Origin of the sequence: Acidovorax sp. SUPP1855 (genome assembly GCF_030158955.1) — a bacterium.
Taxonomy (GTDB): Bacteria; Pseudomonadota; Gammaproteobacteria; order Burkholderiales; family Burkholderiaceae_C; genus Paracidovorax.
Genome location: NZ_BQXI01000010.1, coordinates 75,585 through 99,690 on the forward strand (window position 1 = coordinate 75,585; position 24,106 = coordinate 99,690).

Consider the following 24,106-nt stretch of genomic DNA (forward strand, 5'->3'; position numbering starts at 1 on the left):
CCCGGAAAGAGAGCGATCCATGGCGATTTCTTCTTCCTTTCTGCGCGCGGTGGCGTTGGCCCCCGTGGCCGCCGCCACGCTGATGGCGGCCAGCGGCGCGGCCTCGGCCGCCACCTGGGTCTATGTGTCGAACGCCGACAGCCAGGACGTGTCGGTGTACGAGCTGGACCGCGCCGCCGGCAAACTCCAGCCGGTGGAGACCGTGCCCGTGGGCGGCCAGGCCATGCCCATGGCGGTCTCGCCCAACAAGCGCCAGCTGTACGTGGCGCTGCGCTCGCAGCCTTTTCGCGTGGTGACGCTGGCCATCGATCCGGCCAGCGGCCGCCTGAAGAAGCAGGGCGAGGCGGCCCTTGCGGACAGCATGGCCAACATCGACACCGATGCCACCGGCCGCTGGCTGTTCGCCGCGTCCTACCCGGGCCACAAGATCACCGTCAACAGCATCGACAAGGACGGGCTGGTGGGCGCGGTGCAGCAGCTCATTCCCACGGCGCCCAACGCGCACGCCATCCATGCCGACGCGGCCAACCGCTACGTGTTCGCTACCAGCCTGGGCGGTGACCATCTGTCGAGCTGGCGCTTCGACGCCACTACCGGAAAGCTGACCGCCAACGAGCCGGCGCTGACCGCGGTGGCCCCGGAAAAGGCCGGCCCGCGCCACTTCGTCTGGGACAAGGCGCAGCGGTATATGTACGTGGTGGACGAGCTGGACGCGGCCCTGCACGTGATGGCATACGACGCCGAGCGCGGCACGCTGCGCGAGGTGCAGCGCACCACCACCTTGCCCCCGGGCTTCACCGGCAAGCCCTGGGCGGCCGACCTGCACCTGTCGCCCGATGGGCGCACGCTGTATGCGTCCGAGCGCACGTCGAGCACGCTGTCCACCTTCCGCGTCGATGCGGCCACCGGGAAGCTCGAGCCGCTCGGCCAGGTGGCCACCGAGAAGTCGCCGCGCGGCTTTGCCGTCGATGCCTCGGGGCGCTTCCTGATCGCGGCGGGGCAGGACTCGCACAGCGTGTCGCTGCACCCCATCGATCCGGCCACCGGAGTGCCGGGCACGCCCACGCGCGTGGCGGCGGGCAAGAACCCCAACTGGGTCGAGATCGTCGATCTGCCTTGAGGCATCAACGCCTTGGTGCGTGGGCACGCATGCGCCAGCCCGCCCGCGCGGCCTCGGGGCATGTGGCCTGCCGCGCTTCCTGAAAACACGACCGGAGACAAAACCCATGCAAAGAGCGACACAAGACGCCGCCCCCCAGACCCCGCCATCGCGCCGCCGTTTCATGGCCGGCGCGCTGGCCGCCACGGCCACGGGCCTCGCGCAGGCCCAGGCGTTCGACTTCAAGCCGCAGCAGCGCTACCCCGATCCCTCGGTGCAGATCCTGGACCCGTCGTTCGCCAAGTACCGCCTGTTCAGCAGCAGCGTGGAGCAGATCGCCACGGGCTTTCGCTGGGTCGAAGGCCCGGTGTGGTTCGGCGATGGTCGCTACCTGCTGTTTTCCGACATCCCCAACAACCGCATCGTGCGCTGGGATGAGGCCACGGGGCAGACCGGCGTGTTCCGCCAACCCTCCAACTTCTCCAACGGCCTGGGCCGCGACCGCCAGGGCCGGCTGCTGGCGTGCGAGCACCTGACCCGCCGCGTGACCCGAACCGAGTACGACGGCAGCATCATCGTGCTGGCCGACCGCTTCGAGGGCAAGCGCCTGAATTCACCCAACGACATCGTCTGCCCGAGCGACGGCTCGGTCTGGTTCACTGACCCGCCGTTCGGCATCGGCGGCCACTGGGAGGGCGACAAGGCCGTCTCCGAGCTCCCGCATGCGCTGTACCGCATTGATCCGTCCGGCCGGCTGGACCGCGTGCTGGAGGCGCGCTTTCCCAACGGGCTGGCGTTCACGCCGGACGAAAAGCAGCTCTACCTGGTGGCGCGCACAGCCGACAACCGCCGCCAGATCGTGCGCTACGACGTCACCGCCCGCCAGGGGCTGGCCAACCCGACCGTGCTGATCGAGGGCGGGGCGGGCGCGCTGGACGGATTCAAGGTCGATGAAGACGGCAACCTGTGGTGCGGCTGGGGCAGCACGGGCGCGGCCGACTCGGTCGCCGCGGACCTGGACGGCGTGATGGTGTTCAACCCGGCCGGCAAGGCCATCGGCCACATCCGCCTGCCCGAGCGCTGCCCGAACCTCGTCTTCGGCGGCCCGAAGAAAAACCGCCTTTTCATGGCCAGCAGCCACTCGATTTATTCGCTCTACGTGGAAACGCGCGGAACGGTCTGATTTTCAAAACCAGGAGACAACGCACATGCAACGCAGAACCTTCATTGCCGCCGCGGCCGCTGCGGCCGCCGCCGGCAGCCTCATCGGCCTGCCCGCCTTCGCGCAGGGCACCTGGCCCACCGGCAAGACCATCACCTACCTCGTGCCGTTTGCGGCCGGCGGCACCACCGACACGCTGGGCCGGCTGATCAGCCAGCAGCTCGGCACCGCCCTGGGCACCACCGTGGTGGTGGACAACAAGGGCGGGGCGGGCGGCAGCGTCGGCTCGGAAATCGCGGCCCGCGCGGCACCGGACGGCTACACGCTGCTGGGCGGCACCATCAGTTCGCACGCCATCAACGTGAGCCTGTACCCGAAGCTGGGCTACGACCCGGTGAAATCGTTCACGCCCGTCACGCTCATCGGCACCAATCCCGTGGTGCTGGTGGTGGCGGCCAGCAGCCCCTACAAAACGCTGAAGGACGTGCTGGATGCGGCCCGCGGCAAGTCGGGCGGCCTGTCGTCGGCCTCCGCCGGCACCGGCACCTCGCAGCATCTGGCGCTGGAGCTGCTGGCCTACAAGTCGGGCGTGAAGTTCACCCACGTGCCTTACAAGGGCAGCGGCCCGGCCATCCAGGACGTGATCGGCGGGCAGGTGGACATGATGTTCGATACCACCGTCGTGGCCGCGCCGCACATCCAGAGCGGCAAGCTGCGCGCCATCGCCGTCACCTCGGCCAAGCGCCTGGGCTCGATGCCCGACGTGCCCACTGTGGCCGAATCCGGCTTGAAGGGCCTGGCCGACTTCGAGGTGCAGTCGTGGCAGGCCATCTTCGTGCCCGCCGGCACGCCCGAGCCGGTCGTGACCCGCCTGCACACCGAGATCCGCAAGATCCTCGCGCAGCCGGACATGCAGACCCGCCTCAAGAGCTTCGGCATGGAGCCGGCCGACATGACGACCGCGCAGATCGCCACCTTCCAGAAGGCCGAAGTTGCCAAGTGGGCGCAGGTGATCAAGGCCGCCAACATCAAGGTGGACTGACGCCGCGCGGTGACGTGACCCGGCCCGGTGCCCTGGCGCCCGGGCCCGCTGCATGCCGGGGAGGGGATGGGACACCGGTCAGGCGCGTTCGCGCCCATGGCTGACAGGGGCGATGGTGCCAGCGCGGCACACTGGCCCGCATCGCGGCGCATCCGCCGCGATCGGCACCCCAACAGCACAGAAGGCAGGTTCTCCCATGCACGCGCAACGCTCCCATCTCCCCCCGTTTTCAACCGCCCGCTGGCCTGTCGCCGTCCTGGGCTGCGCGCTGGCCGGGGCCCTGGCCGGCTGCGGCGATACGGCACGGCTGCCGCCCGAGGCCGGCGTGGGCCCGTCGCCCACGCTGCCCGAACCCCACAAGACCCTGATCCCCACCGTTCACATCGCACCCGCCAAAGGGTGGCCCGACGGCATGCAGCCCACCCCCATGGCGGGCATGAAGGTCACCGCCCTGGCCAAGGGGCTGGACCATCCGCGCTGGGTGTACGTGCTGCCCAACGGCGACGTGCTGGTCGCGGAGAGCAACACGCCGGCCAAGCCCAAGGAAGACCAGGGGCTGGTGAAGAACGTGCGCAACTGGGTCATGGGCAAGGTCATGGGCCGCGCGGGCTCGGGCGCGCCATCGGCCGACCGCATCACCTTGCTGCGCGACACCGACGGCGACGGCGTCGCGGAAACCCGCAGCGTGTTCCTGCAGGGCCTGCACTCCCCGTTCGGCATGGCGCTGGTGGGGGGCGATTTCTACGTCGCCAACACCGATGCGGTGGTGCGCTTTCCGTACACGGCGGGCCAGACCACCATCACGGCGCCGGCCACCAAGGTGGTGGACCTGCCCGGCCTGCCGTTCAACCACCACTGGACCAAGAACCTCATCGCCAGCCCGGACGGCAGCAAGCTCTATGTGACGGTGGGCTCCAACAGCAACGTGGCCGAGAACGGCATCGAGGCCGAGCAAGGCCGCGCCGCCATCTGGGAGGTGGACCGCGCCAGCGGCGCCCACCGCATCTTCGCCAGCGGCCTGCGCAATCCGAACGGCCTGGGCTGGGCCCCCGGCAGCGGCGCGCTGTGGACAGTGGTGAACGAACGTGACGAGATCGGCAGCGACCTCGTGCCCGACTACCTCACCTCGGTGAAGGAGGGCGCGTTCTACGGCTGGCCCTACAGCTACTACGGCCAGCATGTGGATGTGCGGGTGAAGCCACCCCAGCCGGACCAGGTCGCCAAGGCCATCGCACCCGACTATGCGCTGGGCAGCCACGTGGCACCGCTGGGGCTGGCCTTCTCGGGCCCGCCCTCGGCCGGCAACGGGTTGCCGCAGCAACTGGCCCAGGGGGCATTCGTGGGCCTGCACGGCTCGTGGAACCGCAAGCCGCGCAGTGGCTACAAGGTGGTCTTCGTGCCCTTCGAGAACGGCCAGCCCAAGGGCCAGCCGATCGACGTGCTGACCGGATTCCTCAGCCCCGAAGGCGATGCCTATGGCCGTCCCGTCGGCGTGGCGTTGGATGCGCGCGGCGGGCTGCTGGTGGCCGATGACGTGGGCAACGCCATCTGGCGGGTTTCGGGCACGCCCCGATAGGGGATGGTGGAGGCTGCTCAGCGCCAGATCGCCTGAATCGGCACGTCGGCGGGCATCATGTTGATGTACTGCACCAGACGGGGCCGCGCACCGCGGTTGGGGCTGGCGCCGTGGGGCAGCGCCTGTTGCCAGATCACCAGATCGCCGGCCCCCGCGCCGATGGGCCGGGCGCCCAGCGCCTGGAAATCCTGCCTGCGCGGATCGGCGTTCGGCGGCAGTCCGGCCAGCCACCCTTCCACCTGGCGGTGAAAGCCCGGCACCACGGTGAGCGCGCCCTGTTCGGGCGGCGTGTCCGTGAGGTACAGGATGCCCTGGGTGCAAAACGGGATGGGTGGCTCCAGGCTCACATCCCAGTGCAGCCCCTGCGCCTGGTAAGGGTGGCCGGGGCGCTCCGGCACATTGAAACCGCAGCGGTCCGTGCTGCGCCACAGGTCGGCGGTGCCCCACAGCTGCGCGAACGCCTTGTGGATGCGCAGCGCCCGGCGGTTCGCGTCGAACGCGGGGTGCTGGAACAGCTGCACCATGATATTGCGCGGGGCGTTGCGGTACCACGACTCGACATCGTCCGGCGTGGCGCCCACCGCCTCCCACACCACTTGCGCGGCGGCGGCGCTGTCGTCGGGCGCCACGGCCTGCCGCACGATTACGTAGCCGTGCTCGTCCCAGTGCGCCAGGTCGTCGGCATCCAGCACGGGCGGCATGGCGTCGATCCGGGCGTGCAGCCGGGCCACGGCGTCGGGCACGGGCCCGCCGTCCACCAGCGCCTGGATGCGGGCGATGGTGGCAGCATCGGGCGCCCCGGCGGTGCGCACGATCCAGTCCTCGAAGTCCGCGAACTCCGGCGCATGCCACAGCACGTGCTGCATGGTCTGCTCCAGGCCCAGGCCCAGTGCCGCGAGCACGATCTGCGTGCGATGGGATTCCGCGTTCTCGCCCATGGGCAGGCCTTGGCGCGCCGCCATCCAGCGGGACCAGCAGCGCTTGAGGTAGGGCACCTGCAAGGCGCCGCGCTCGCCGGGCGGGCAAAGGGGATCGGCTCGGTTCAATGATGGGTTGGTCATGCTGGGAGTCATGCTTTCAGTTCCGTGTGAGCGCGACACCGCCTGCCAGGCGCTCCGCGACCGATCGGCGCATCGCGGGTGGCGCGTCGGCGATGCGCTCGGGCCACGTCTGCTGGGCCAGGCGCACCGAGTCGCGCAGCAGCGCAAGATGGCGTGGCGCCCGCAGCAGGCCGGCGGCCTTGATCAGCCCTTCCATGTCGTCCCATGAAAAGGCGCGCAGGGTTTTGTCGATGGCCCGATTCACCGCGTACTGGCTTTCGGGCACACCCTCGAAGAACGCGGCGACGCACACCGGGTCGTACAGCGGCGACAACTGCGGTGCGCGCCCGTCAGGATAGACCAGCGCCCAGTTCTTGAGGTGCGCATCGGTGTTGCCCATGAGGATGAAGGCGACCATGCGGGCGAGGAACTCGCGGGTGTCGTGCACGGGTTGGTGGCTCAGGCGGTCCAGCACGCGCAGCATGGTGGCGTAGTCCTGCAGGATGCCCTTGCCATACTTCTGCCGCGGCGTGTAGCCCAGCACCTGGTTGAACTCTTCCATGTGCACCCGCTGGCCGCCGGGCAGGTGGTCGAACCGCTGCACGGCCAGGATCTCGTCGAAGGGCACAGCGTCGGGCAGGTCGGCCTCGGCGCGGGTGATGACATCCGCCTGGGCGCAGGCCAGACCGAGCGCCCGGCACAGCTGGTAGCCGGCGTGTTCGTTGGCCACCAGGTCGGGGTGGGCGGTGGTGGGCAGCTTCAGGATCACGCTGCCGGCCGCGCCCTTGCGGTGCATGGTGTAGCGCCGCCCTTCCTGCACTGCACTGAACTTGGTGACCACGCCGGGCAGCGAGGCCGCGTCCTCCACGGGGTATTCGACGAAGCCCGGCTCCAGCACGTCCAGGCCCTGGGTGGTGTGCCAGTGGCGAACCACGTCGGGCACGCCGTCCTGCGCGGGCACGGGCTCCACCTCCAGTGCGCCCATCAGGTCGTGGCCCGCGGCGGCCAGCAGCTCGAACTCGTCGTCGGGCGTGCAGCCGCGTTCTCGCGCGAGCCGCTCGCGGTTGTGGCCTTCGGGCAGCAGGTTCTGGAAGTACACCGGCCAGCGGCCATCGGTGCGCACCAGCCGGGCGTCGCGCGCCGAAGCCAGGATCTGCTGCGTGGCGGCCTCGGTCTCGCCCTGAAAGCTGAGCGACAGGGTGGGGCGGCCGGGGTCGTTGATGTAGCTGGCATCGAACGACACGCGCAGGATGTCTCCGTACTGCGAGAGGTAGCCGATCGCCATGCGGTCGGCGCCCTGGCCGGCTGGGCGGTGCAGGTACAGGCGCAGGTAGCGGATGGAGGTGCTCATGGCGGGTCAGCCGGCCGCGCTCAGCCTTCTTTGCGCAGGCTGTCGATCACCGAAGGCGGGGCATCCACGCCCTGGGGCTGACCCAGGAATTTGCCGCCTGACTGGATGAAGGCCTGCAGGCTCGGCCGGAGGCTACTGGGCACGGCGATGATGTCCATCCCCAGTACGCGGGCCATTTCCGTCAGGGTGGAATAGCGGGGGTCCAGGTCGCCCCCTTCGGTGCGCTGCACCGTCATCCGCGAGAGGCCGGCCCGTTCGGCCAGCTCGGCCTGGGTGAGCTGGCTGGCCTTGCGTGCCACGGTCAGGCTGTGGATCAGATCGTTGGTCATGATCCTGTTTATACTCTTTTTTTGCTAAAAGAGTATTATAAGTTTCACCCAATGGTCGTCTGGGTGAACCAGACCGGGGCTGTCGCCACGGGACCGCTCCCTGTACTGGGCGGCACCTCGGGGCCAATGGCTCAGGCGAACGTGTTGACCTGGGTGCCCAGCGCGCCGGAGGTGGCCAGTGCCGGTTGGGGCATCGATTGCTTCATCGACTCGATCAGCAAGGTGGCGGAGGCCTCCTGGGTGTCCAGCGCCTTTTTCAGCACCCGGATGTTCAGGGCATCGGAATTCTTCTGGCTGGCCATGGCCGTTGCGGTGTTGACGACCGATTGGGAAAGCGCGACATCCATGGGGTGCTCCTGTTGGGGCCTCGGGGCGAGGCGAAGGCAAAGACCCCTCCCTTTTCGGCACCCCCGCCTGGAACTGAAGCCCGGGCGGGGGCGGAATATTCAATCGAGCGCGCTGGCCCCATAGGCGGAGCAGGCCGACAGGTCCGACGCGCTGCCGCTGGGCAGGTGCGAAGCCGCATCGCGCAGCGCGGTGCGCAGGCCTTCCTCCAGGACCGGGTGGTAGAACGGCATGCGCAGCAGGTCCTGCACCGTGAGCGACCGGTCGATGGCCAGCGCCAGCAGATGCGCCAGGTGCTCTCCGCTGGGGGCGCACAGCTCCGAGCCCAGGATGCGGCCGCTTTCGCGCTCCGCATACACGTTCAGGCGGCCCTGGTTGTGCTGCGCCGCGCGTGCGCGGCCCTGGCGGGAGAAATCCACCGAGCCCGTCACGAATTCGCCCTCTTTCAGGTCCTTCCAGGCCTGGCCGATCACCGCCGCGTTGGGCTGGGTGAACACGATGGACAGCGGCGTGCGCCGGCGAAAGCACTGCGGCTCGGGTGCCATGGCGTTCAGGGCGGCCATGTGGCCCTCGTCGGAGGCCTCGTGCAGCAGCGGCCGGCGGTCGTCGGCATCGCCGGCCATGAACACGGGCAGGTCCGCGATCTGCATGGTGCGCGCATCCACAGGCGGCTTGCCGTGCGGATCCAGGGGGATGCCCAGGGTATCGAGGCCGAGGTGTTCGATGTTCGGCCGCCGCCCCATGGCCGCCAGCACCTGGTCCACCACCACCGTGGTGCTGCCGTTGCTGACCTCGATGCCGCCCGGCACTTCGCGCAAGCGGGCCTCCTCGCCCACGCTGACCACGAATTCGTCTTTCAGCACGGCCTTGAGCGCGCCGAGGATGTCGGGGTCGGACAGCCCGGCCAGCGATGGCCCGGTCGAGAACGCCGCCACCTCCACGCCCAGCCGCGACAGGGCCTGCGCCAGTTCCGCGCCCAGCGGTCCCAGCCCGATGACCGCCATGCGCGGCCCCAGGGTGGGCTGCTCGAAGAGGGTGTCGGTGGTCAGGATGCGGTCGCCGAACGCCAGCCATTCCTCGGGAATGATGGGGCGCGAGCCGGTGGCGATGATGACGCTGCGGGCGTGGTAAGTCTGCCCGCCCACTTCCACCGTGCCCGGGCCGCGCAGCCGCGCGTGGCCAGAAATGCCCTGGTCGCCGACCGCCGATGCCTTCTCGGTGCCCGCCACGAACTCGTCGCGCAGGGCGCGCACGCGCTCCAGCACGGCTGGCATGTCGACGGAGAGGCCGTCCCCGCCGCGCAGGCCGAAGGTGTCGAAGGCGTGGCGCCGGTGGTAGGCGTTGGCCGCTTCGATCAGCATCTTGGAGGGCATGCAACCCACCCGCGCGCAGGTGGTCCCCCAGGGGCCATCGTTGACGATCCGCACGCGGTCGGTGCGTTTGCGAACCTCGCGCAACGCGGCAAGGCCTGCCGATCCCGCGCCGATGATTATGGCGTCCAGGGGTGGGCTCATGGGTCGATCTCCTCAGGGGTGGCGAATGGCTGAGTGTCCCCGGGCCGCAGGGCGGGGCCTGTAGGTGCAGGGCACTTTCGGCGCAGGCGATGGCGGCGCTACGGCGCGATCCAGCCGATCCGGCCCTGGCAGGCGTCGTTCAGCCGCTGCACGAACGCCGCCTCCTGCGGCTGAGGCAGCTGGAGGCGCACGGCCACCAGCGAGCCGTGGGCCACCTCGCCCAGCGTGGCGCCGGCCGCCTCGACCTCGCGGCGCACCAGGCCCTCCAGGGCGTAGGGCACCTCGCACTGCAGCACCACCATGCGCTGCAGCGGCACCTTCTCGGCCGGCAGCAGCGCCTGCGCGATGGTGTCGGTGTAGGCCCGCACCAGCCCGCCCGCACCCAGCTTGACGCCGCCGAAATAGCGCACCACGGTGGCCAGCACGCCTTCGAGGTCCTGGTGGCGCAGCACCTCCAGCATCGGCCGGCCCGCGGTGCCGCCGGGTTCGCCGTCGTCCACCGCGGCCGACTGGCCGCCCGCCAGCAGCGCCCAGCAGACGTGCGCGGCACCGGGGTGCTGCTGCCACAGCGCATCGACGGTGGCCTGGGCCGACGCGCGGTCCGCCATGGGCTGCACGCAGCCGATGAACCGGCTTTTCTTGATGACCAGTTCGCTGTGGGTGGGGGTTCGCACGGTGTAGGGCATGGGCGGCGGAGCTTAACTGCACGCCGGGTCCATGGATGGCGTTCGGCACAAGGCTTGATGCACCTCAAGGCGCTGCAGGGACCCCGCGCATACGCTCCCTGCATCGCGCTGTTGCGCCGCCAGGCTGCATGGAGCAGCCCGGCAACGCCAGGCGCAAGCACCTGTTTTATGAAGAAGGAAGACCTCATGGCAAACCACTGGAAATTCGCTGCGCTGGCCCTGGTATTGGCGGCTGGCCCCACCTGGGCCGCCGACTGCACGGCCGAGATCGAAGGCAACGATGCGATGCAATTCAACAAGGCGACCCTCGCGGTGCCGCAAAGCTGCAAGCAATTCACCGTCAAGCTCAAGCACGTGGGCAAGCTTCCCAAGACCGCCATGGGCCACAACTGGGTGCTGAGCAAGGCCGCCGACCTGCAGGCCGTGGCCACGGACGGCATCGCTGCCGGGGCCGCCAAGAACTACGTGAAGGACGCGGACGCCCGGGTGATCGCGCACACCAAGATCGTGGGCGGTGGCGAGAGCGATTCGGTGACGTTCTCCACCCAGGCGCTCAAGGCCGGCGAGTCCTATGCCTATTTCTGCTCCTTTCCCGGCCATTCCGCGCTGATGAAGGGCACGCTGACCCTGGCGAAATAACCTTCCGCCACCCGGTGTTGTCGCCGGTTGCATACAGAGGGGGCCCTTTTCAGCGGCCCCTTTTTCGTTGACACGAAACAGTCACCCCGCCGCCATACGCTGGCGGCAACCCCGCATGAAAAGGACCCGCCATGCTTGCCGCTGCGCTGACCCACGTGATGAACGCCATGGTGTTTCCCGCTGCCCTGGCCGGCGCCAACGGGCCGGGCCGCGTGGAGGAGGGCGCTTTGGCCGCTATTCCTACCGCCTGGACCGCCAGGGCCACCGAACTGCACTCGCCCTACGGCGAGCCGCCCGCCCCGGATCTGGATCAGCGGGTGCGTGCCTCCGGCGAATGGTGACAGGCCGATCGGGGCCCTCCACGCCGCGCACCGAGGCCGCCGCCAGGCTGCTTGCCACCCGCGGCTAACCCACTGCGGCGCAGGGCGCGTGAACGCGCCTTGGCCTTCGGTTTCGACAGGAAAGGCCCAAAAGCCTAAAATCGCGGCTTCCCCACGCCTTGCCCTCCATGAACGCCCCCGTCGACGTTTCCTTTTTCGCGCGCGCCGCGAAGCCGCTGACCAGCTATCGCCCGTATTGGGCGAAACGCTTCGGCACGGCCCCGTTCCTGCCCATGAGCCGCACCGAGATGGAGCGCCTCGGCTGGGACAGCTGCGACGTGATCCTGGTGACGGGCGATGCCTACGTCGACCACCCCAGCTTCGGTATGGCCGTGATCGGCCGCACGCTGGAGGCGCAGGGCTTTCGCGTGGGCATCATTGCGCAGCCCGACTGGCAGAGCGCCGATGCCTTCAAGGCCCTGGGCCGCCCGAACCTGTTCTGGGGCGTGACGGCGGGCAACATGGATTCCATGATCAACCGGTACACCGCCGACCGGAAGATCCGCAGCGACGACGCCTACACCCCCGGCGACGTGGGCGGCAAGCGCCCCGACCGGGCGGCCATCGTGTACAGCCAGCGTTGCCGCGAGGCCTACAAGGACGTGCCCATCGTGCTGGGCGGCATCGAAGGCAGCCTGCGCCGCATCGCCCACTACGACTACTGGAGCGACAAGGTGCGCCGCTCCATCGTGGTGGACGCCAAGTGCGATCTGCTGCTGTACGGCAACGCCGAACGCGCCCTCGTCGAAGTGGCCCACCGCCTGGCCGCGCGCGAGCCCGTGGAGCAGATCACCGACGTGCGCGGCACCGCCTTCGTGCGCCGGTCCGACGATGAAACCAGCCAGGGCTGGTTCGAGATCGACTCCACCAGCGTGGACGAGCCCGGCCGCGTCGAGGCGCACGTCAACCCCTACATGACGACCAGCGAGCAGGCCGCCGCCCAAGGCAGCACCTGCAGCAAGGAAGATGCTCCTGATTCAATAGCATTCATGGCAATGGATACTAAGGCGCAAGGGCAAAACGACTCGAAATCCGCCGAGCCCAACCCGGCCATCCAGCCGATGCTGTTCGTGGCCAACCCGAACCTCAAGGCCAAGCTCAAGGTGCCGCCGCGCGAACGCAGCGTGATCCGCCTTCCCAGCTACGAGCAGGTCAAGAGCGATCCGGTGCTCTACGCCCACGCCAACCGGGTGCTGCATCTGGAGACCAACCCCGGCAACGCCCGCGCCCTGGTGCAGGCCCACGGCGAGGGCCCGACGGCGCGCGACGTGTGGATCAACCCGCCGCCCATCCCGCTGACCACGGCCGAGATGGACTACGTGTTCGATCTGCCCTACGCGCGCGGCCCGCACCCGAGCTATGCCGACGAGAACGGCAGTCACGACGGCGCGACCAAGATCCCGGCGTGGGAGATGATCCGCTTCAGCGTGAACATCATGCGCGGCTGCTTCGGCGGCTGCACCTTCTGCTCGATCACCGAGCACGAGGGCCGCATCATCCAGAGCCGCTCCGAAGACTCGATCATCCAGGAGATCGAGGACATCCGCGACAAGGTGAGCGGCTTCACCGGCACCATCTCCGACTTAGGTGGCCCCACGGCCAACATGTACCGGCTGGGCTGCAAGAGCCCCGAGATCGAGGCCGCTTGTCGCAAGCCCAGCTGCGTGTACCCGGGCATCTGCCAGAACCTCACGACCGACCACGGCCCGCTCATCAAGATCTACCGCCGCGGCCGTGCGCTCAAGGGCATCAAGAAGATCCTGATCGGCTCCGGCCTGCGCTACGACCTGGCCGTGAAGTCGCCCGAATACGTCAAGGAGCTGGTCCAGCACCACGTGGGCGGCTACCTCAAGATCGCGCCCGAGCACACCGAGCAGGGACCGCTCACCAAGATGATGAAGCCGGGCATCGGCAGCTATGACAAGTTCAAGCAGATGTTCGAGCAGTTCAGCGAAGAGGCGGGCAAGAAGCAGTTCCTGATCCCGTACTTCATCGCCGCGCACCCGGGCACGAGCGACGAGGACATGATGCACCTGGCCATCTGGCTCAAGAAGAACGGCTTTCGCGCCGACCAGGTGCAGACCTTCTACCCGAGCCCCATGGCCACGGCCACGGCCATGTACCACTCGGGCAAGAACCCGCTGCGCAAGATCGGCCGCGACAGCGAGGCGGTGGACATCGTGCGCGGGGAAAAGCGCCGGCGCCTGCACAAGGCCTTCCTGCGCTACCACGATCCCAACAACTGGCCGCTGCTGCGCGAGGCGCTGAAGACCATGGGCCGGGCCGACCTGATCGGCAACGGCAAGCACCACCTGATTCCGACCTTCCAGCCGATGACGGACGGCAGCTACCAGAGCGCGCGCCGAAAGAACAGCACCGTGGCCCCGGTGGCGGCGCCTCGCAAGCCGGCACCCGCCAAGGGGGTGGCGTTCAACAAGGCCGCACAGCAGCCCGTGGCCGGCCGCATGCTGACCCAGCACACCGGCCTGCCGCCCCGCGCCGGCCTAGCCGGCAAGCCCGCCGGCGGGACCCCTTCCGGTAAAACGTTCCGCAAGGGACGCTGAGCCCTCCGGCGGCGGCGCGCCCGGCCCGCCCGCCGGGGCCGCGCCCTGGACGGCGGCCCGGGGCATCGGTTCCGGGCGGCTGATGGCATGGCCCTGTGCATGGTCCACACCCATGGCGCGCAGCGCCTCCACGATGGCCGGCGTCTCGGCGAACTCGGCGATCGTCTGCTTGCCCATCACGTGGCCGATGTGGTTGATCATCTCCACCATCGCCCGGTTGGCCGGGTCCTCCAGCATGTCGCGCACCAGCGCGCCATCGATCTTGAGGTAGTCCACCGGCAGGTGCCGCAGGTAGGTGAACGAAGACATGCCCGCGCCGAAGTCGTCCAGCGCGAAATGGCAGCCCTGCTGCTTGAGCTCGCGGATCAGGCGGATCGCGTTGGGCAGGTGGGCGATCGCCGCGGTCTCGGTCACCTCGAAGCACAGCTGGTTGGCCTGCACGCCGTAGCGGGCCATCTGGTCGCGCAGGTACTCCAGCAGGCTTTCGTCGCCCACGCTGGTGCCGGACAGGTTGATGGCGCATAGCGTGATGGGCCGCTCCTGCGGCTGCCGGCGGCGCTCGGCCAACGCGGCGAAGGTGTGCTCGACCACCCAGCGGTCCAGGGCCTGCGCGAGGCCGAAGCGTTCCGCGGCCGGCACGAATTCGCCGGGGAAGATCGCCTGGCCGCCTTCCCCCTGAAGGCGCAGCAGCACCTCCACATGCACGCCGCCATCGCCCGGCGCTCGCAGCGGGGCGATCTCCTGCGTGTAGAGCTGAAAGCGGTCCTGATCCAGCGCCTGGCGGATGCGCTGCACCCAGTGCATGTCGTCCAGGTGGCGCGACATGGCCGCGTCCTGCGGCTGGTAGACGTAGACCGTGTTGCGCCCGCGCTCCTTGGCGCCGTAGCAGGCCATGTCGGCCACGCGCAGCACCTCCTGCAGGCTGGTGAGGTCGGCCGTCAGGTGCACCAGGCCGATGCTCAGGCCGGTGCGCAGGGTGCGGGCGCCCCAGGGCAGGCGCAACTCCTGCGCGTGGTGGCGGATCTGCTCTGCGATTCGCTCGGCCACCTCCTGGGGGCAGTCGTGCAGCAGCACGCCGAATTCGTCGCCGCCCAGCCGCGCCAGCGTGTCACCCTCTCGCAGGCCGCGTTGCAGCATGCGGCAGACCTCGCGCAGCATCTCGTCGCCCGCGGGGTGGCCGCAGGTGTCGTTGATCACCTTGAACTGGTCCAGATCGATGTACAGCAGCGCGCCCGCCACCTCGGAGGGCCGCGGCCGCGCCAGCATCTGGCCCAGGCGCCGCTCGAACTCGCGCCGGTTCACCAGGCCGGTGAGCGTGTCGTGGCTGGCCTGCCAGGCGAGTTGCTCCAGGTATTGCTGCTCGCGCGTCACGTCGTGCAGCACCAGCACGGCGCCCGCCAATTGGCCCTGGTTCATCAGCGGCGATCCCACCAGCGTGACGGGCACCGTGCTGGCGTCCGGCCGCACGATGCGGTGCGGGTGTTCGTCGTGCAGCCCGACGGTGCCGTGCAGCGCGCGTTCGAGCAGTTGGGCGATGCTCCCGTGGGGGGCGGGTGGCTCGGCGGTGCCGGTGGCCTTGGCGCCGTCGTGGGGGCCCGTGTGCAGCAGCTGCGCCAGCGGCATGCCCAGGCTGTCCTGGCCGGAGCGGGCCAGCAGATTTTCCGCCGCGGGATTCATGTAGCGCACGTTGCCGTGCAGGTCGGTGGTGACGATGCCATCGCCGATGGCCGCCAGGGTGGTGTGCGCCTGTTCGCGTTCGGCTTCCAGAATGGCTTCCACTTGGCGGCGCTGTCCCATCAACTGGCGGGTGTGCGCCAGGGTGAGGGCGATCAGCGCCAGCACCGTGGCCACGTTCAGCCACAGCAGCCAGCCCATGATGCGCCGCGAACTGTCGCCCATCGCCGCGCTGAAGTCGGTGGCGGCCGGTGTGACGCCGACGTCGATCTCATCGACCAGGCGCTGCCAGCGCTGCACCATGTCCGGCGTCACGCCGCCGGCCACGTACCCCGCCCGGATTTCGCGCGACAGGGCGTCCAGCCGCTGCAGGTATTCGTCGCCCAGCATCCAGTGCCGGATGGGTTCGCGCAGGATGTCGTGGTCCCGGAACAGGCGCAGCATCCAGATCAGCCCGGTGAGGTCGCTCGGGTGGTTGCCGCCGCGCAGGAGGGCCTCGCGGGCGCCGGCCACATCGGGCTCGGGGGCCTCGATCAGCAGCCGCGCCTCGCGGTCGGCCAGCGGAATCTGCAAGGCCTGGTGGAACTGCTCGTACAGGCGGCCCTCGCCGGTGACGACGTATTGGCCCAGGTGGTGAATGGCGTCCTTCTGGCCCTTGGTCCATTGGCTTTCGCCCGCGACGAACGCGCGCACGGTGGACAGCACGTACAGGCTGGCGGAGGCCACGACGGCCTGCAGAATCAGGATGGCAATGAAGGGGCCGGTGAGGCCGGACGTCCACGGGCGCCGACGGTTTCCTTGCGGGGGAGTCGGCGCGTCCATGCAGTCACCAGGAAGGGATGGGGACGTTCGCCGGCGGGCGGCGAAGGTCCTGCGGCAAGGCCATGCCCGGCGCTCCCATCGCGAAGGGGAGGCATCGGGCAGACGACGCAGGGAGGCAGGCCATGGCGAACTATATCGGCAGGGGCGCCAAAGTCCAAGGCGCCGGTCCGGTCACGTTTCGGCTCGCTGCCCTGCCTGTCAAGGCACGGGCTGCGGAATCAGGTCCTCGATGATGAGCCGGCGGTAGTAGAAGGCGGCTTGCGCGCCGTGCGGCTCCAGCGCGGCCTGCAGGGTTTCCGCATCGTCGTCGTCGCCCACCTTGACCAGCAGGCCATGGTGCCCGGCCGCGGCCAGGTCGGAGATGCGGCGAACGATGGTGCCTTCCGCGCCCACCGAGGGCAGGGGGGTGTCGGCATTGCCCAGCGTGCGCACCACGTGCTGCAGGATGGCGTCCGGCGTGGCGTGGGAGATGTCGGTGCGTTCGCCATCGGCCCCCAGGGCTTCGGCGGCATCGCGGGCGTGGGCCTCGTCGGGAAAGAGGGCGAAGACATGGCCGGTGGGGTAGAAGGTGCCGGCCGAGGACGTCATGTCCGGGTCGAGGACGAAGGGCTTCATGGGGTTCCTCTCGCTGTGGATTCAACGGCCATTGGGCCCGGGCCCGGACGCCAGCGCTGTAGGGCGGGGCAAGGCCACCGTGTGGGACGCGTCCGAGACGGGCGTGGCCGGGCTGGCGCAGACCAAGCATCGGAACGCCCTGCGGCGCAATAAAATCGCCGGCATGCCGCTACTAAAAATGTAGCAATATGCCCGACTGATGGGCCAGCACCGCGGCCAGCGCGGCGCAGTGCACGGCCACGGTGAGCCAGTAGACCGCGCGGAACGATGCCTTGCTCGACTTGTGCCGCAGCCACTGCTGTGCCCACCACGCGGCCGGCCAGCCGCCCAGCACGGCGAGCAGATGCAGTCGCTGCTCGCTGGTGCGCCATCCCCCGCTGCGTGCGGCGTCCTTGTCGCTGGCATACACGGCAAAGGTCACCCCGTTGACGGCCACCAGGGCCGCCAGCCATCCCATGGAAATTCGCTGCGTCCAGACGCCCCAGGCCACGAGCGCCAGCCACGCGACCATCCACGAATAGGCCACGCCATGGTTCGCGGAGCGCGCATCGCGCGAAGGGGTGCGCCGCCGGGCCGTTGGCGACGCAGCGGCGCGTGCCTGGGCGCCTCCAGCAGGTCCACGCTGGTGGGTTTGCCGGGGCGGTGCGCGGCCAGGATCATTCCGGGCTGGCGGGGCCGATGCCGGGGACGGGGGGCGCGGCCCGCGTCGCGCCACCAGCTGAGGACCTCCACCCGCCTGAAACGGCCCGTGGGCGGCCCGCACGGCCATCGCCCGCGGCCCTTTTCCGCCCACGTGGATTTCCTCGTACACCACGGCCAGGCCGGGCCGCGGCTCCGGTAGGCCCTGCAGGTCCCGCGCATGAAAGAACACATCCACGCCCGTATCGCCGCTGCGCAGAAAGCCGAATCCGCGCGTGGCGTCCCAGCGCAGCACCGTGCCTTGCTTTTGCATCGTTCAGTCCAGCGTGTGCAGGGGGATGTCCTCTCCCGTGGCCAGCGCGTCGAGCGCGGCGCGCGTCTGCCCCTGCAAGAACGCTGCGATCGCGGCATGGGTGCCGGGCGCCCGGGGATCGGCCTCTGGCGGCAACCCTGCCGCCCTGGCCAGGCGCGCGAAGAAATGCGGCTCCAGGGCCGCCACCGCCACCCGCCCGTCGGCGCACGGATAGACCCGGTAGCCCGCATGCGCGCCGCCCACATCGCCATCCGGCAGGGTCAGGCCCCAGTCGCGCGGCTGGGCCAGCCACTCGGCGGCGTCCGACAGGGCCACGTCGATGCACGTACCCTGGCCGGACGCGGCGCGCGCCAACTGCACCTGCAGCACGGCCTCGCTGGCCATGAGGGCGCCGCCCATGTCCGCATACAGCGTGGGCGGCAGCGTGGTGCCGGTGACCAGCCCCGCATCGGCGAGGTAGGTGAGATCGTGCCCCGGCTCTTCCGCACGGCTGCCCGGCGCGCCCACGATGCGCACCATCGACAGCCGAGGGTGGCGCGCGTGCAGCGCGTCCCAGCCCAGCCCGAGCTTGGCCAGCGCCGACGGCCGAAACGAGGTGATGAGCACATCGGTGCGCGCCAGCTCCGCCTGCAGCACGGCCTGACCTGCATCCGTCTTGAGGTGGGCGTGCACCACGCGGACCTGGGCATGCATCGCCGAGTAGGCGGGCGGGCTGTACATCGCCATCGGGTCCGCGCTGGAATGGCCTTCGGGCGGTGGCGGCTCCAGCTTCGTGCATTCGGCGCCCAGGCGCTGGCAGCGCAGCAGGGCGGCGGGGCCGGGCAGGTTCAGCGCCAGGCTCAGGAGCCGGACGCCACGCAGGGGCAGCAGGGAAGGTGCAGTCATGGGTGGAAGGCGAGGTGAATGGAAAGCGCGGCGCGGGGTGGAACAATGCATGGCCCGGGCCGGGCCGTGGAACGTGGCGAACCGGCCGGAACTCCGGCCCACCGTGCCGCTCCGTCCCCGCGGTTATACAAAATCCCATTCCATCGCCCCTTTCGCATGCAACGCAGAACGTCCGTGGCCGCCCTGGCCGGCCTCGCCACCCTTCCCGGAGCTTTCCTCATGTCGCCCTTGTCCAGTGCTACCACGGCCAACGCCCTGGAGCGGCTCAAGCCCTCGCCGCGCATGCCGGTGCTGTTCGTGGGCCACGGCAGTCCGATGAACGCCATCGAGGACAACGCTTGGCGCCGGGCATGGCAGGCCATGGGCACCGAGTTGCGGGCGCGCGGCACGCCGCCGCAATTGATCCTGTGCATCTCGGCGCACTGGCTCACCCGGGGCGGGTGGCAGCTGACGGGCATGGCCGCCCCGCGCACCATTCACGATTTCGGCGGGTTTCCGCAGGCGCTGTTCGACCAGCAATACCCCGCGCCGGGCGCACCGGCGGTCGCCGCGGGCCTGGCGGGCGAGTTGCGGTCGCCGGCCACGGGCCAGCCGCTGGCGGTGGATGCGGGCGAGTGGGGCCTGGACCATGGCACCTGGTCGGTGCTCAAGCCCATGTACCCGGCGGCGGACATCCCCGTGCTGCAGCTCAGCATGGACTACGGCCGCCCGCCGGCCGAGCACTATGCGCTGGGCCGGCAACTGCGCGCCCTGCGCGAGCGCGGCGTGCTCATCGTGGGCAGCGGCAACATCGTGCACAACCTGCGCGTCACCCGGCGGGGCACGGCGCCCACCGAAGCGTACGACTGGGCGGTGGAGTTCGACACCGTGGTGCAGAACCAGATCAAGCAGGGCGCGCTGGATGCGCTGCAGCACTTTCAGCGGCTGGGCCCGGTCGCGCAGCAGGCCCACCCCAGCCACGAGCACTACCTGCCGCTCCTGTATGCCGCCGGTGCGGCCGAGGCGCGGGAGATGCCGCGTTTCTTCAACACGGGCTACCAGTCAGCCTCGATCTCGATGCGGTCGGTGCTGTGGGGTTGATTGCTATATTATTTATAGCGATATGCCCTAGAAGATATTGCGCTGGCGGCCTGAAACACTCTCAATAAAAAACCGCCCGAAGGCGGTTTTTTATGGGCGGCCGGGGCAGGGGGTCACACCACCTTGGCGATCGACTGGCAGACGTAGTCGATGTTCTTGCTGTTGAGCGCGGCCACGCACATGCGGCCGGTGTCGGTGCCGTACACACCGAACTCGCTGCGCAGGCGCACCATCTGGTCCTTGGACAGGCCGGAGTAGCTGAACATGCCGATCTGCTGCGTGATGAACGACATGTCCTGCTTCACGCCGGCAGCCTTCAGGCCATCGACCAGCTTCTGGCGCATGGCCTTGATGCGCACGCGCATCTCGCCCAGTTCCTTTTCCCACAGCGCGCGCAGCTCGGGGTTGCCCAGCACGGCCGCCACCACCGCGCCGCCGTGGATGGGCGGGTTGGAGTAGTTGGTGCGGATGGCGATCTTGAGCTGGCTCAGCACGCGGCCGGCTTCTTCCTTGTCGGCGCACAGCACCGACAGGCCGCCCACGCGTTCGCCGTACAGGCTGAAGCTCTTGCTGAACGAGGTGGACACGAAGAAATTCAGGCCGGCGGCGACGAACTTGCCGATCACCGCACCGTCTTCGGCGATGCCGTGGCCGAAGCCCTGGTAGGCCATGTCCAGGAAAGGCGTCAGGCCCTTGGCCTTGACCACCGCAATCACCTGGTCCCACTGCTCGGGCGTGATGTCGTAGCCGGTGGGGTTGTGGCAGCAGGCATGCAGCACGACGATGGTGCCGGCCGCGGCCGCGTTCAGGCTGGCGAGCATGCCGTCGAAGTTGACGCCGCGCTTGGCCGCGTCGTAGTAGGCGTAGGTATCGACCGTGAAGCCGGCGTTGGTGAACAGCGCGCGGTGGTTTTCCCAGCTGGGGTCGGAAATCAGCACCTTCGCGTCGGGGCTGACCTTCTTCAGAAAGTCGGCGCCGATCTTGAGGCCGCCCGTGCCGCCGATGGCCTGCACCGTGGCCACGCGGCCGGAGGTGACGGGCTCGCTGTCCGCACCGAACACCAGGGCCTTGACCGCGTTGTCATAGGCCACGATGCCGTCGATGGGCAGGTAGCCGCGGGCGGCAGGCTTTTCCATCATGGCCTTTTCGGCTGCCTGGACACATTGCAGCAGGGGCAGCTTGCCGTTGTCGTCGAAATACACACCCACGCCCAGATTGACCTTGTTGGGGTTGGTGTCCGCGTTGTATTGCTCATTCAGACCCAGGATCGGGTCGCGGGGGGCCATTTCGACGGCGGTGAACAGAGACATTGAATAGTCCTTGGAGGTTGGAAAACTGACGTTGCGCCCCAAGCTGCGATAGGCTTTCGGGTCAACCGCCGATTTTAGCGGCCCATGCAAGCGAGTCGCCCCCACACCATGCACCCAGTCATCACCGAACCCGTGACCGGCCAGTTCGTCAGCTTCGCGGACTCGCCGTTCGAGCTGTACCAGCCCTATCCCCCTGCGGGTGACCAGCCCGAGGCCATCGAAAAGCTCGTGGAAGGGGTGAGGGACGGCGAGGTCTTCCAGACCCTGCTGGGGGTGACCGGCTCCGGCAAGACGTTCACCATGGCCAACGTGATCGCGCGGATGGGGCGTCCGGCCATCGTTTTCGCGCCCAACAAGACCCTGGCCGCCCAGCTCTACAGCGAGTTCCGCGAGTTCTTCCCGAAGAACGCCGTGGAATATTTCGTGAGCTATTACGACTATTACCAGCCCGAAGCCTATGTGCCGCAGCGCGATCTCTTCATCGAGAAGGATTCCGCGATCAACGAGCACATTGAGCAGATGCGCCTGTCGTGCACCAAGAGCCTGATGGAACGGCGCGATGTGGTGATCGTGGCCACCGTGTCGGCGATCTACGGCATCGGCGAGCCCGAAAGCTACCACCGCATGGTGATGACGCTGCGCGTGGGCGACAAGCTCAGCCAGCGCGACGTGATCGGGCAGTTGATCCGCATGCAGTACCAGCGCAACGAGCAGGACTTCAGCCGCGGCAAGTTCCGCGTGCGCGGCGACACCATCGACGTGTTTCCGGCCGAGCACTCCGAGCTGGCGATCCGCATCGAGCTGTTCGACGACGAGATCGAGAGCCTGCAGCTGTTCGACCCGCTCACCGGGCGCGTCAAGCAGAAGATCCCGCGCTTCACGGTATACCCGAGCAGCCACTACGTGACCCCGCGCGACAAGGTGCTGACGGCGGTGGAGACCATCAAGCTCGAACTGGCCGAGCGCCTGGGGCAGTTCGTGTCCGAAGGCAAGCTGGTGGAAGCGCAACGCCTGGAGCAGCGCACCCGGTTCGACCTGGAGATGCTCAGCGAAGTCGGGCACTGCAAGGGCATCGAGAACTACACCCGCCACCTGTCGGGCGCTGCGCCGGGCGATCCGCCCAGCACCCTGACGGACTACCTGCCCAGCGATGCGCTCATGTTCCTGGACGAGAGCCATCAGATGATCGGTCAGCTCAACGCCATGTACAGCGGAGACCGCTCGCGCAAGACCACGCTGGTCGAGTACGGCTTCCGGCTGCCGTCCGCGCTGGACAACCGCCCGCTCAAGTTCGAGGAATTCGAGACGCGCATGCGCCAGGTGATCTTCGTGTCCGCCACGCCGGCCGACTACGAAAAGACCCATTCCGGCCAGGTGGTGGACCAGGTGGTGCGCCCCACCGGGCTGATCGATCCCGAGGTCGAAGTGCGCCCCGCCACCCACCAGGTGGACGACGTGCTGCAGGAGATCCGCATCCGCGTGGACAAGGCTGAGCGCGTGCTCATCACCACGCTGACCAAGCGGATGGCCGAGCAGTTGACCGACTACCTGAGCGACAACGGCGTGAAGGTGCGCTACCTGCACTCGGACATCGACACGGTCGAGCGCGTGGAAATCATCCGCGACCTGCGGCTGGGCGCGTTCGACGTGCTGGTGGGGATCAACCTGCTGCGAGAGGGGCTGGACATTCCCGAGGTGTCGCTGGTGGCGATCCTCGACGCCGACAAGGAAGGCTTCCTGCGGGCCGAGCGCAGCCTGATCCAGACCATCGGGCGCGCCGCGCGCAATCTGAACGGCAAGGCCATCCTCTACGCCGATCGGGTGACCGAGTCCATGAAAAAAGCCATCGGCGAAACGGAACGCCGGCGCATCAAGCAGATCGCACACAACGAGGAAAAGGGAATCACCCCCCGCAGCATCGTCAAGCAGGTGAGAGACCTGATCGACGGGGTGTACAGCGAGAAGGCCGGCAAGGACGCCGAGCGGCTGGAGCAGGAATCGATGCGCCGCGCCCAGGTGGAAGACATGTCCGAGAAGGACGTGGCCCGGGAAATCAAGCGGCTGGAAAAGCTCATGCTGGAGCACGCTCGCAACCTGGAGTTCGAACAGGCGGCCCGTGTGCGGGACCAATTGGGCCAGTTGAAATCGCAGGCGTTCGGGGCCTCCGGGGGCGACCAGGTGGCGCTGTAGCGGCCAAGTTGGCGACGGTTGGGGAGAAAAGGTGACTGATGGGTTTTGTTACCCGACAAAAACAATAGGGATTTGTGCTATACTTGGGTGAAACACTCAACAAAACAGCCCAACGATGAAGGGCTCCCAAAGTCTCTTCGCTTTCAAGCGAGAGGTGCACGGAGTTAGGGGCGGAGACGGTGCCTCAGGCGGCAATCATGTTGCCTCGGGGCGTTTCTATAACGGACAAGCCTGACGACAAGGAGCTTGCGATGCGTCTCACTACCAAAGGCCGTTTTGCGGTCACTGCCATGATCGATCTGGCCCTGCGCCAGAACAATGGCCCCGTCACTTTGGCGGCAATCAGCCAGCGGCAACAAATTTCGCTCTCCTATCTTGAGCAGCTTTTCGGCAAGTTGCGCCGGCACGAACTGGTCGAATCCACCCGTGGCCCAGGCGGCGGCTACACGCTGGCCCGCAAGGCGGCGGACATCACCGTGGCGGACATCATCGTCTCGGTGGACGAGCCCATTGATGCCACCCAGTGCGGCGGCAAGGAAAACTGTCTGGGCGAAGCCGGTCGCTGCATGACGCATGAGCTGTGGGCGTCGCTCAACCAGCGCATGGTCGAGTTTCTGGACTCGGTCACGCTTCAGAAGCTGGTGGACGACCAACTGGCCAAGGGCGTTCAGATCGAAGACAAGCCTGTCGTGCGCCGTGCTATCTCGACCACGCCGGTCGTGAAGCCGATTCGCGTCAATGCACCCAACTCGGTTTTCGCGTTGGGCAACGTGTTCGCCAAGTCGTGAGTGGATGCCCGGCGTTGGCCGGGCAGTCGCACACGCCGGATTTTTGACTGCTGACTCTCGCCA

The 24,106-nt window shown here is 68.5% G+C and carries 22 protein-coding genes; 11 read left to right on the plus strand and 11 right to left on the minus strand.

From position 1 onward, the window contains the following. Nucleotides 1-19 precede the first annotated feature (19 nt). The 4 genes from AVMA1855_RS11075 (at nucleotide 20) to AVMA1855_RS11090 (ending at nucleotide 4,879) form a co-directional block, all read left to right on the plus strand. A complete protein-coding gene (locus AVMA1855_RS11075) occupies nucleotides 20-1,120 on the plus strand; it encodes a lactonase family protein (protein WP_284425743.1) in 1,101 nt (366 codons plus the stop codon). Between the two features lie 106 nt (nucleotides 1,121-1,226). Then, nucleotides 1,227-2,282 (plus strand): SMP-30/gluconolactonase/LRE family protein, encoded by a 1,056-nt coding sequence (locus AVMA1855_RS11080; protein WP_502870312.1) that lies wholly within the window; start codon nucleotides 1,227-1,229, stop codon nucleotides 2,280-2,282. A gap of 25 nt (nucleotides 2,283-2,307) precedes the next feature. Continuing rightward, nucleotides 2,308-3,303 (plus strand): Bug family tripartite tricarboxylate transporter substrate binding protein, encoded by a 996-nt coding sequence (locus tag AVMA1855_RS11085; protein ID WP_284425744.1) that lies wholly within the window; start codon nucleotides 2,308-2,310, stop codon nucleotides 3,301-3,303. A gap of 196 nt (nucleotides 3,304-3,499) precedes the next feature. Then, nucleotides 3,500-4,879: a PQQ-dependent sugar dehydrogenase gene (locus tag AVMA1855_RS11090; protein ID WP_284425745.1), complete on the plus strand. Its 1,380-nt coding sequence runs from the start codon at nucleotides 3,500-3,502 to the stop codon at nucleotides 4,877-4,879. A gap of 17 nt (nucleotides 4,880-4,896) precedes the next feature. Here AVMA1855_RS11090 and AVMA1855_RS11095 read toward each other — a convergent pair whose 3' ends face one another. The 6 genes from AVMA1855_RS11095 to AVMA1855_RS11120 all read right to left on the minus strand — a co-directional run bounded on the left by AVMA1855_RS11095 (nucleotide 4,897) and on the right by AVMA1855_RS11120 (nucleotide 10,144). Beyond that, complete coding sequence (locus AVMA1855_RS11095) at nucleotides 4,897-5,952, minus strand: phytanoyl-CoA dioxygenase family protein (protein WP_284425746.1); 1,056 nt, start codon at nucleotides 5,950-5,952, stop codon at nucleotides 4,897-4,899. Between the two features lie 4 nt (nucleotides 5,953-5,956). Beyond that, nucleotides 5,957-7,270 (minus strand): type II toxin-antitoxin system HipA family toxin, encoded by a 1,314-nt coding sequence (locus AVMA1855_RS11100; protein WP_284425747.1) that lies wholly within the window; start codon nucleotides 7,268-7,270, stop codon nucleotides 5,957-5,959. Between the two features lie 20 nt (nucleotides 7,271-7,290). Next, nucleotides 7,291-7,599: a helix-turn-helix domain-containing protein gene (locus tag AVMA1855_RS11105; protein WP_284412961.1), complete on the minus strand. Its 309-nt coding sequence runs from the start codon at nucleotides 7,597-7,599 to the stop codon at nucleotides 7,291-7,293. Nucleotides 7,600-7,730: 131 nt separating this feature from the next. After that, nucleotides 7,731-7,946, minus strand: coding sequence for a YjfB family protein (locus tag AVMA1855_RS11110; RefSeq protein WP_272569111.1), 216 nt, complete (start codon nucleotides 7,944-7,946; stop codon nucleotides 7,731-7,733). Nucleotides 7,947-8,045: 99 nt separating this feature from the next. Then, complete coding sequence (locus tag AVMA1855_RS11115; protein WP_284425748.1) at nucleotides 8,046-9,458, minus strand: dihydrolipoyl dehydrogenase; 1,413 nt, start codon at nucleotides 9,456-9,458, stop codon at nucleotides 8,046-8,048. A 98-nt stretch (nucleotides 9,459-9,556) separates the two neighbouring features. Then, entirely contained in the window at nucleotides 9,557-10,144 is a 588-nt protein-coding gene (locus tag AVMA1855_RS11120) for an IMPACT family protein (RefSeq protein ID WP_284425749.1), read from the minus strand. A 186-nt stretch (nucleotides 10,145-10,330) separates the two neighbouring features. Here AVMA1855_RS11120 and azu point away from each other — a divergent pair, with 186 nt between their 5' ends. The 3 genes from azu to AVMA1855_RS11135 all read left to right on the plus strand — a co-directional run bounded on the left by azu (nucleotide 10,331) and on the right by AVMA1855_RS11135 (nucleotide 13,727). Then, nucleotides 10,331-10,783 (plus strand): azurin, encoded by a 453-nt coding sequence (gene azu, locus AVMA1855_RS11125; protein ID WP_284412969.1) that lies wholly within the window; start codon nucleotides 10,331-10,333, stop codon nucleotides 10,781-10,783. Nucleotides 10,784-10,914: 131 nt separating this feature from the next. After that, nucleotides 10,915-11,124, plus strand: coding sequence for a hypothetical protein (locus AVMA1855_RS11130; protein WP_284401284.1), 210 nt, complete (start codon nucleotides 10,915-10,917; stop codon nucleotides 11,122-11,124). A gap of 167 nt (nucleotides 11,125-11,291) precedes the next feature. After that, complete coding sequence (locus AVMA1855_RS11135; RefSeq protein ID WP_284425750.1) at nucleotides 11,292-13,727, plus strand: YgiQ family radical SAM protein; 2,436 nt, start codon at nucleotides 11,292-11,294, stop codon at nucleotides 13,725-13,727. Here AVMA1855_RS11135 and AVMA1855_RS11140 read toward each other — a convergent pair. Together AVMA1855_RS11140 and AVMA1855_RS11145 are read right to left on the minus strand one after the other, a co-directional pair. Then, nucleotides 13,668-16,223, minus strand: coding sequence for an EAL domain-containing protein (locus AVMA1855_RS11140; RefSeq protein WP_284425751.1), 2,556 nt, complete (start codon nucleotides 16,221-16,223; stop codon nucleotides 13,668-13,670). The genes AVMA1855_RS11135 and AVMA1855_RS11140 overlap by 60 nt on opposite strands. Before the next feature lie 198 nt (nucleotides 16,224-16,421). Next, nucleotides 16,422-16,838 carry a hypothetical protein gene (locus AVMA1855_RS11145; RefSeq protein WP_272569117.1) on the minus strand — a complete coding sequence of 139 codons (417 nt, stop codon included), beginning with the start codon at nucleotides 16,836-16,838 and terminating at the stop codon, nucleotides 16,422-16,424. Here AVMA1855_RS11145 and AVMA1855_RS11150 point away from each other — a divergent pair. Then, complete coding sequence (locus tag AVMA1855_RS11150; RefSeq protein WP_284425752.1) at nucleotides 16,837-17,022, plus strand: hypothetical protein; 186 nt, start codon at nucleotides 16,837-16,839, stop codon at nucleotides 17,020-17,022. The genes AVMA1855_RS11145 and AVMA1855_RS11150 overlap by 2 nt on opposite strands. Here the strand turns inward: AVMA1855_RS11150 and AVMA1855_RS11155 are convergent. Continuing rightward, entirely contained in the window at nucleotides 17,011-17,790 is a 780-nt protein-coding gene (locus AVMA1855_RS11155; RefSeq protein WP_284425753.1) for a DUF1294 domain-containing protein, read from the minus strand. The two genes, AVMA1855_RS11150 and AVMA1855_RS11155, sit on opposite strands and share 12 nt — an antisense overlap. Before the next feature lie 3 nt (nucleotides 17,791-17,793). After that, a complete protein-coding gene (locus AVMA1855_RS11160; RefSeq protein ID WP_284425754.1) occupies nucleotides 17,794-18,675 on the minus strand; it encodes a CoA transferase in 882 nt (293 codons plus the stop codon). A gap of 219 nt (nucleotides 18,676-18,894) precedes the next feature. Between AVMA1855_RS11160 and ygiD the strand changes: the two genes are divergently transcribed. Further along, entirely contained in the window at nucleotides 18,895-19,755 is an 861-nt protein-coding gene (ygiD, locus tag AVMA1855_RS11165; protein ID WP_284425813.1) for a 4,5-DOPA-extradiol-dioxygenase, read from the plus strand. Nucleotides 19,756-19,868: 113 nt separating this feature from the next. Here ygiD and AVMA1855_RS11170 read toward each other — a convergent pair whose 3' ends face one another. Next, the gene (locus AVMA1855_RS11170) at nucleotides 19,869-21,065 is read right to left on the minus strand and encodes an amino acid aminotransferase (RefSeq protein ID WP_284425755.1); all 1,197 of its coding nucleotides are present in this window, start codon (nucleotides 21,063-21,065) and stop codon (nucleotides 19,869-19,871) included. Between the two features lie 108 nt (nucleotides 21,066-21,173). Here AVMA1855_RS11170 and uvrB point away from each other — a divergent pair, with 108 nt between their 5' ends. Further along, complete coding sequence (gene uvrB / locus AVMA1855_RS11175; RefSeq protein ID WP_284404007.1) at nucleotides 21,174-23,255, plus strand: excinuclease ABC subunit UvrB; 2,082 nt, start codon at nucleotides 21,174-21,176, stop codon at nucleotides 23,253-23,255. 251 nt (nucleotides 23,256-23,506) lie between these two features. Then, a complete protein-coding gene (iscR, locus tag AVMA1855_RS11180; protein WP_092739258.1) occupies nucleotides 23,507-24,043 on the plus strand; it encodes a Fe-S cluster assembly transcriptional regulator IscR in 537 nt (178 codons plus the stop codon). Nucleotides 24,044-24,106: the final 63 nt, after the last annotated feature.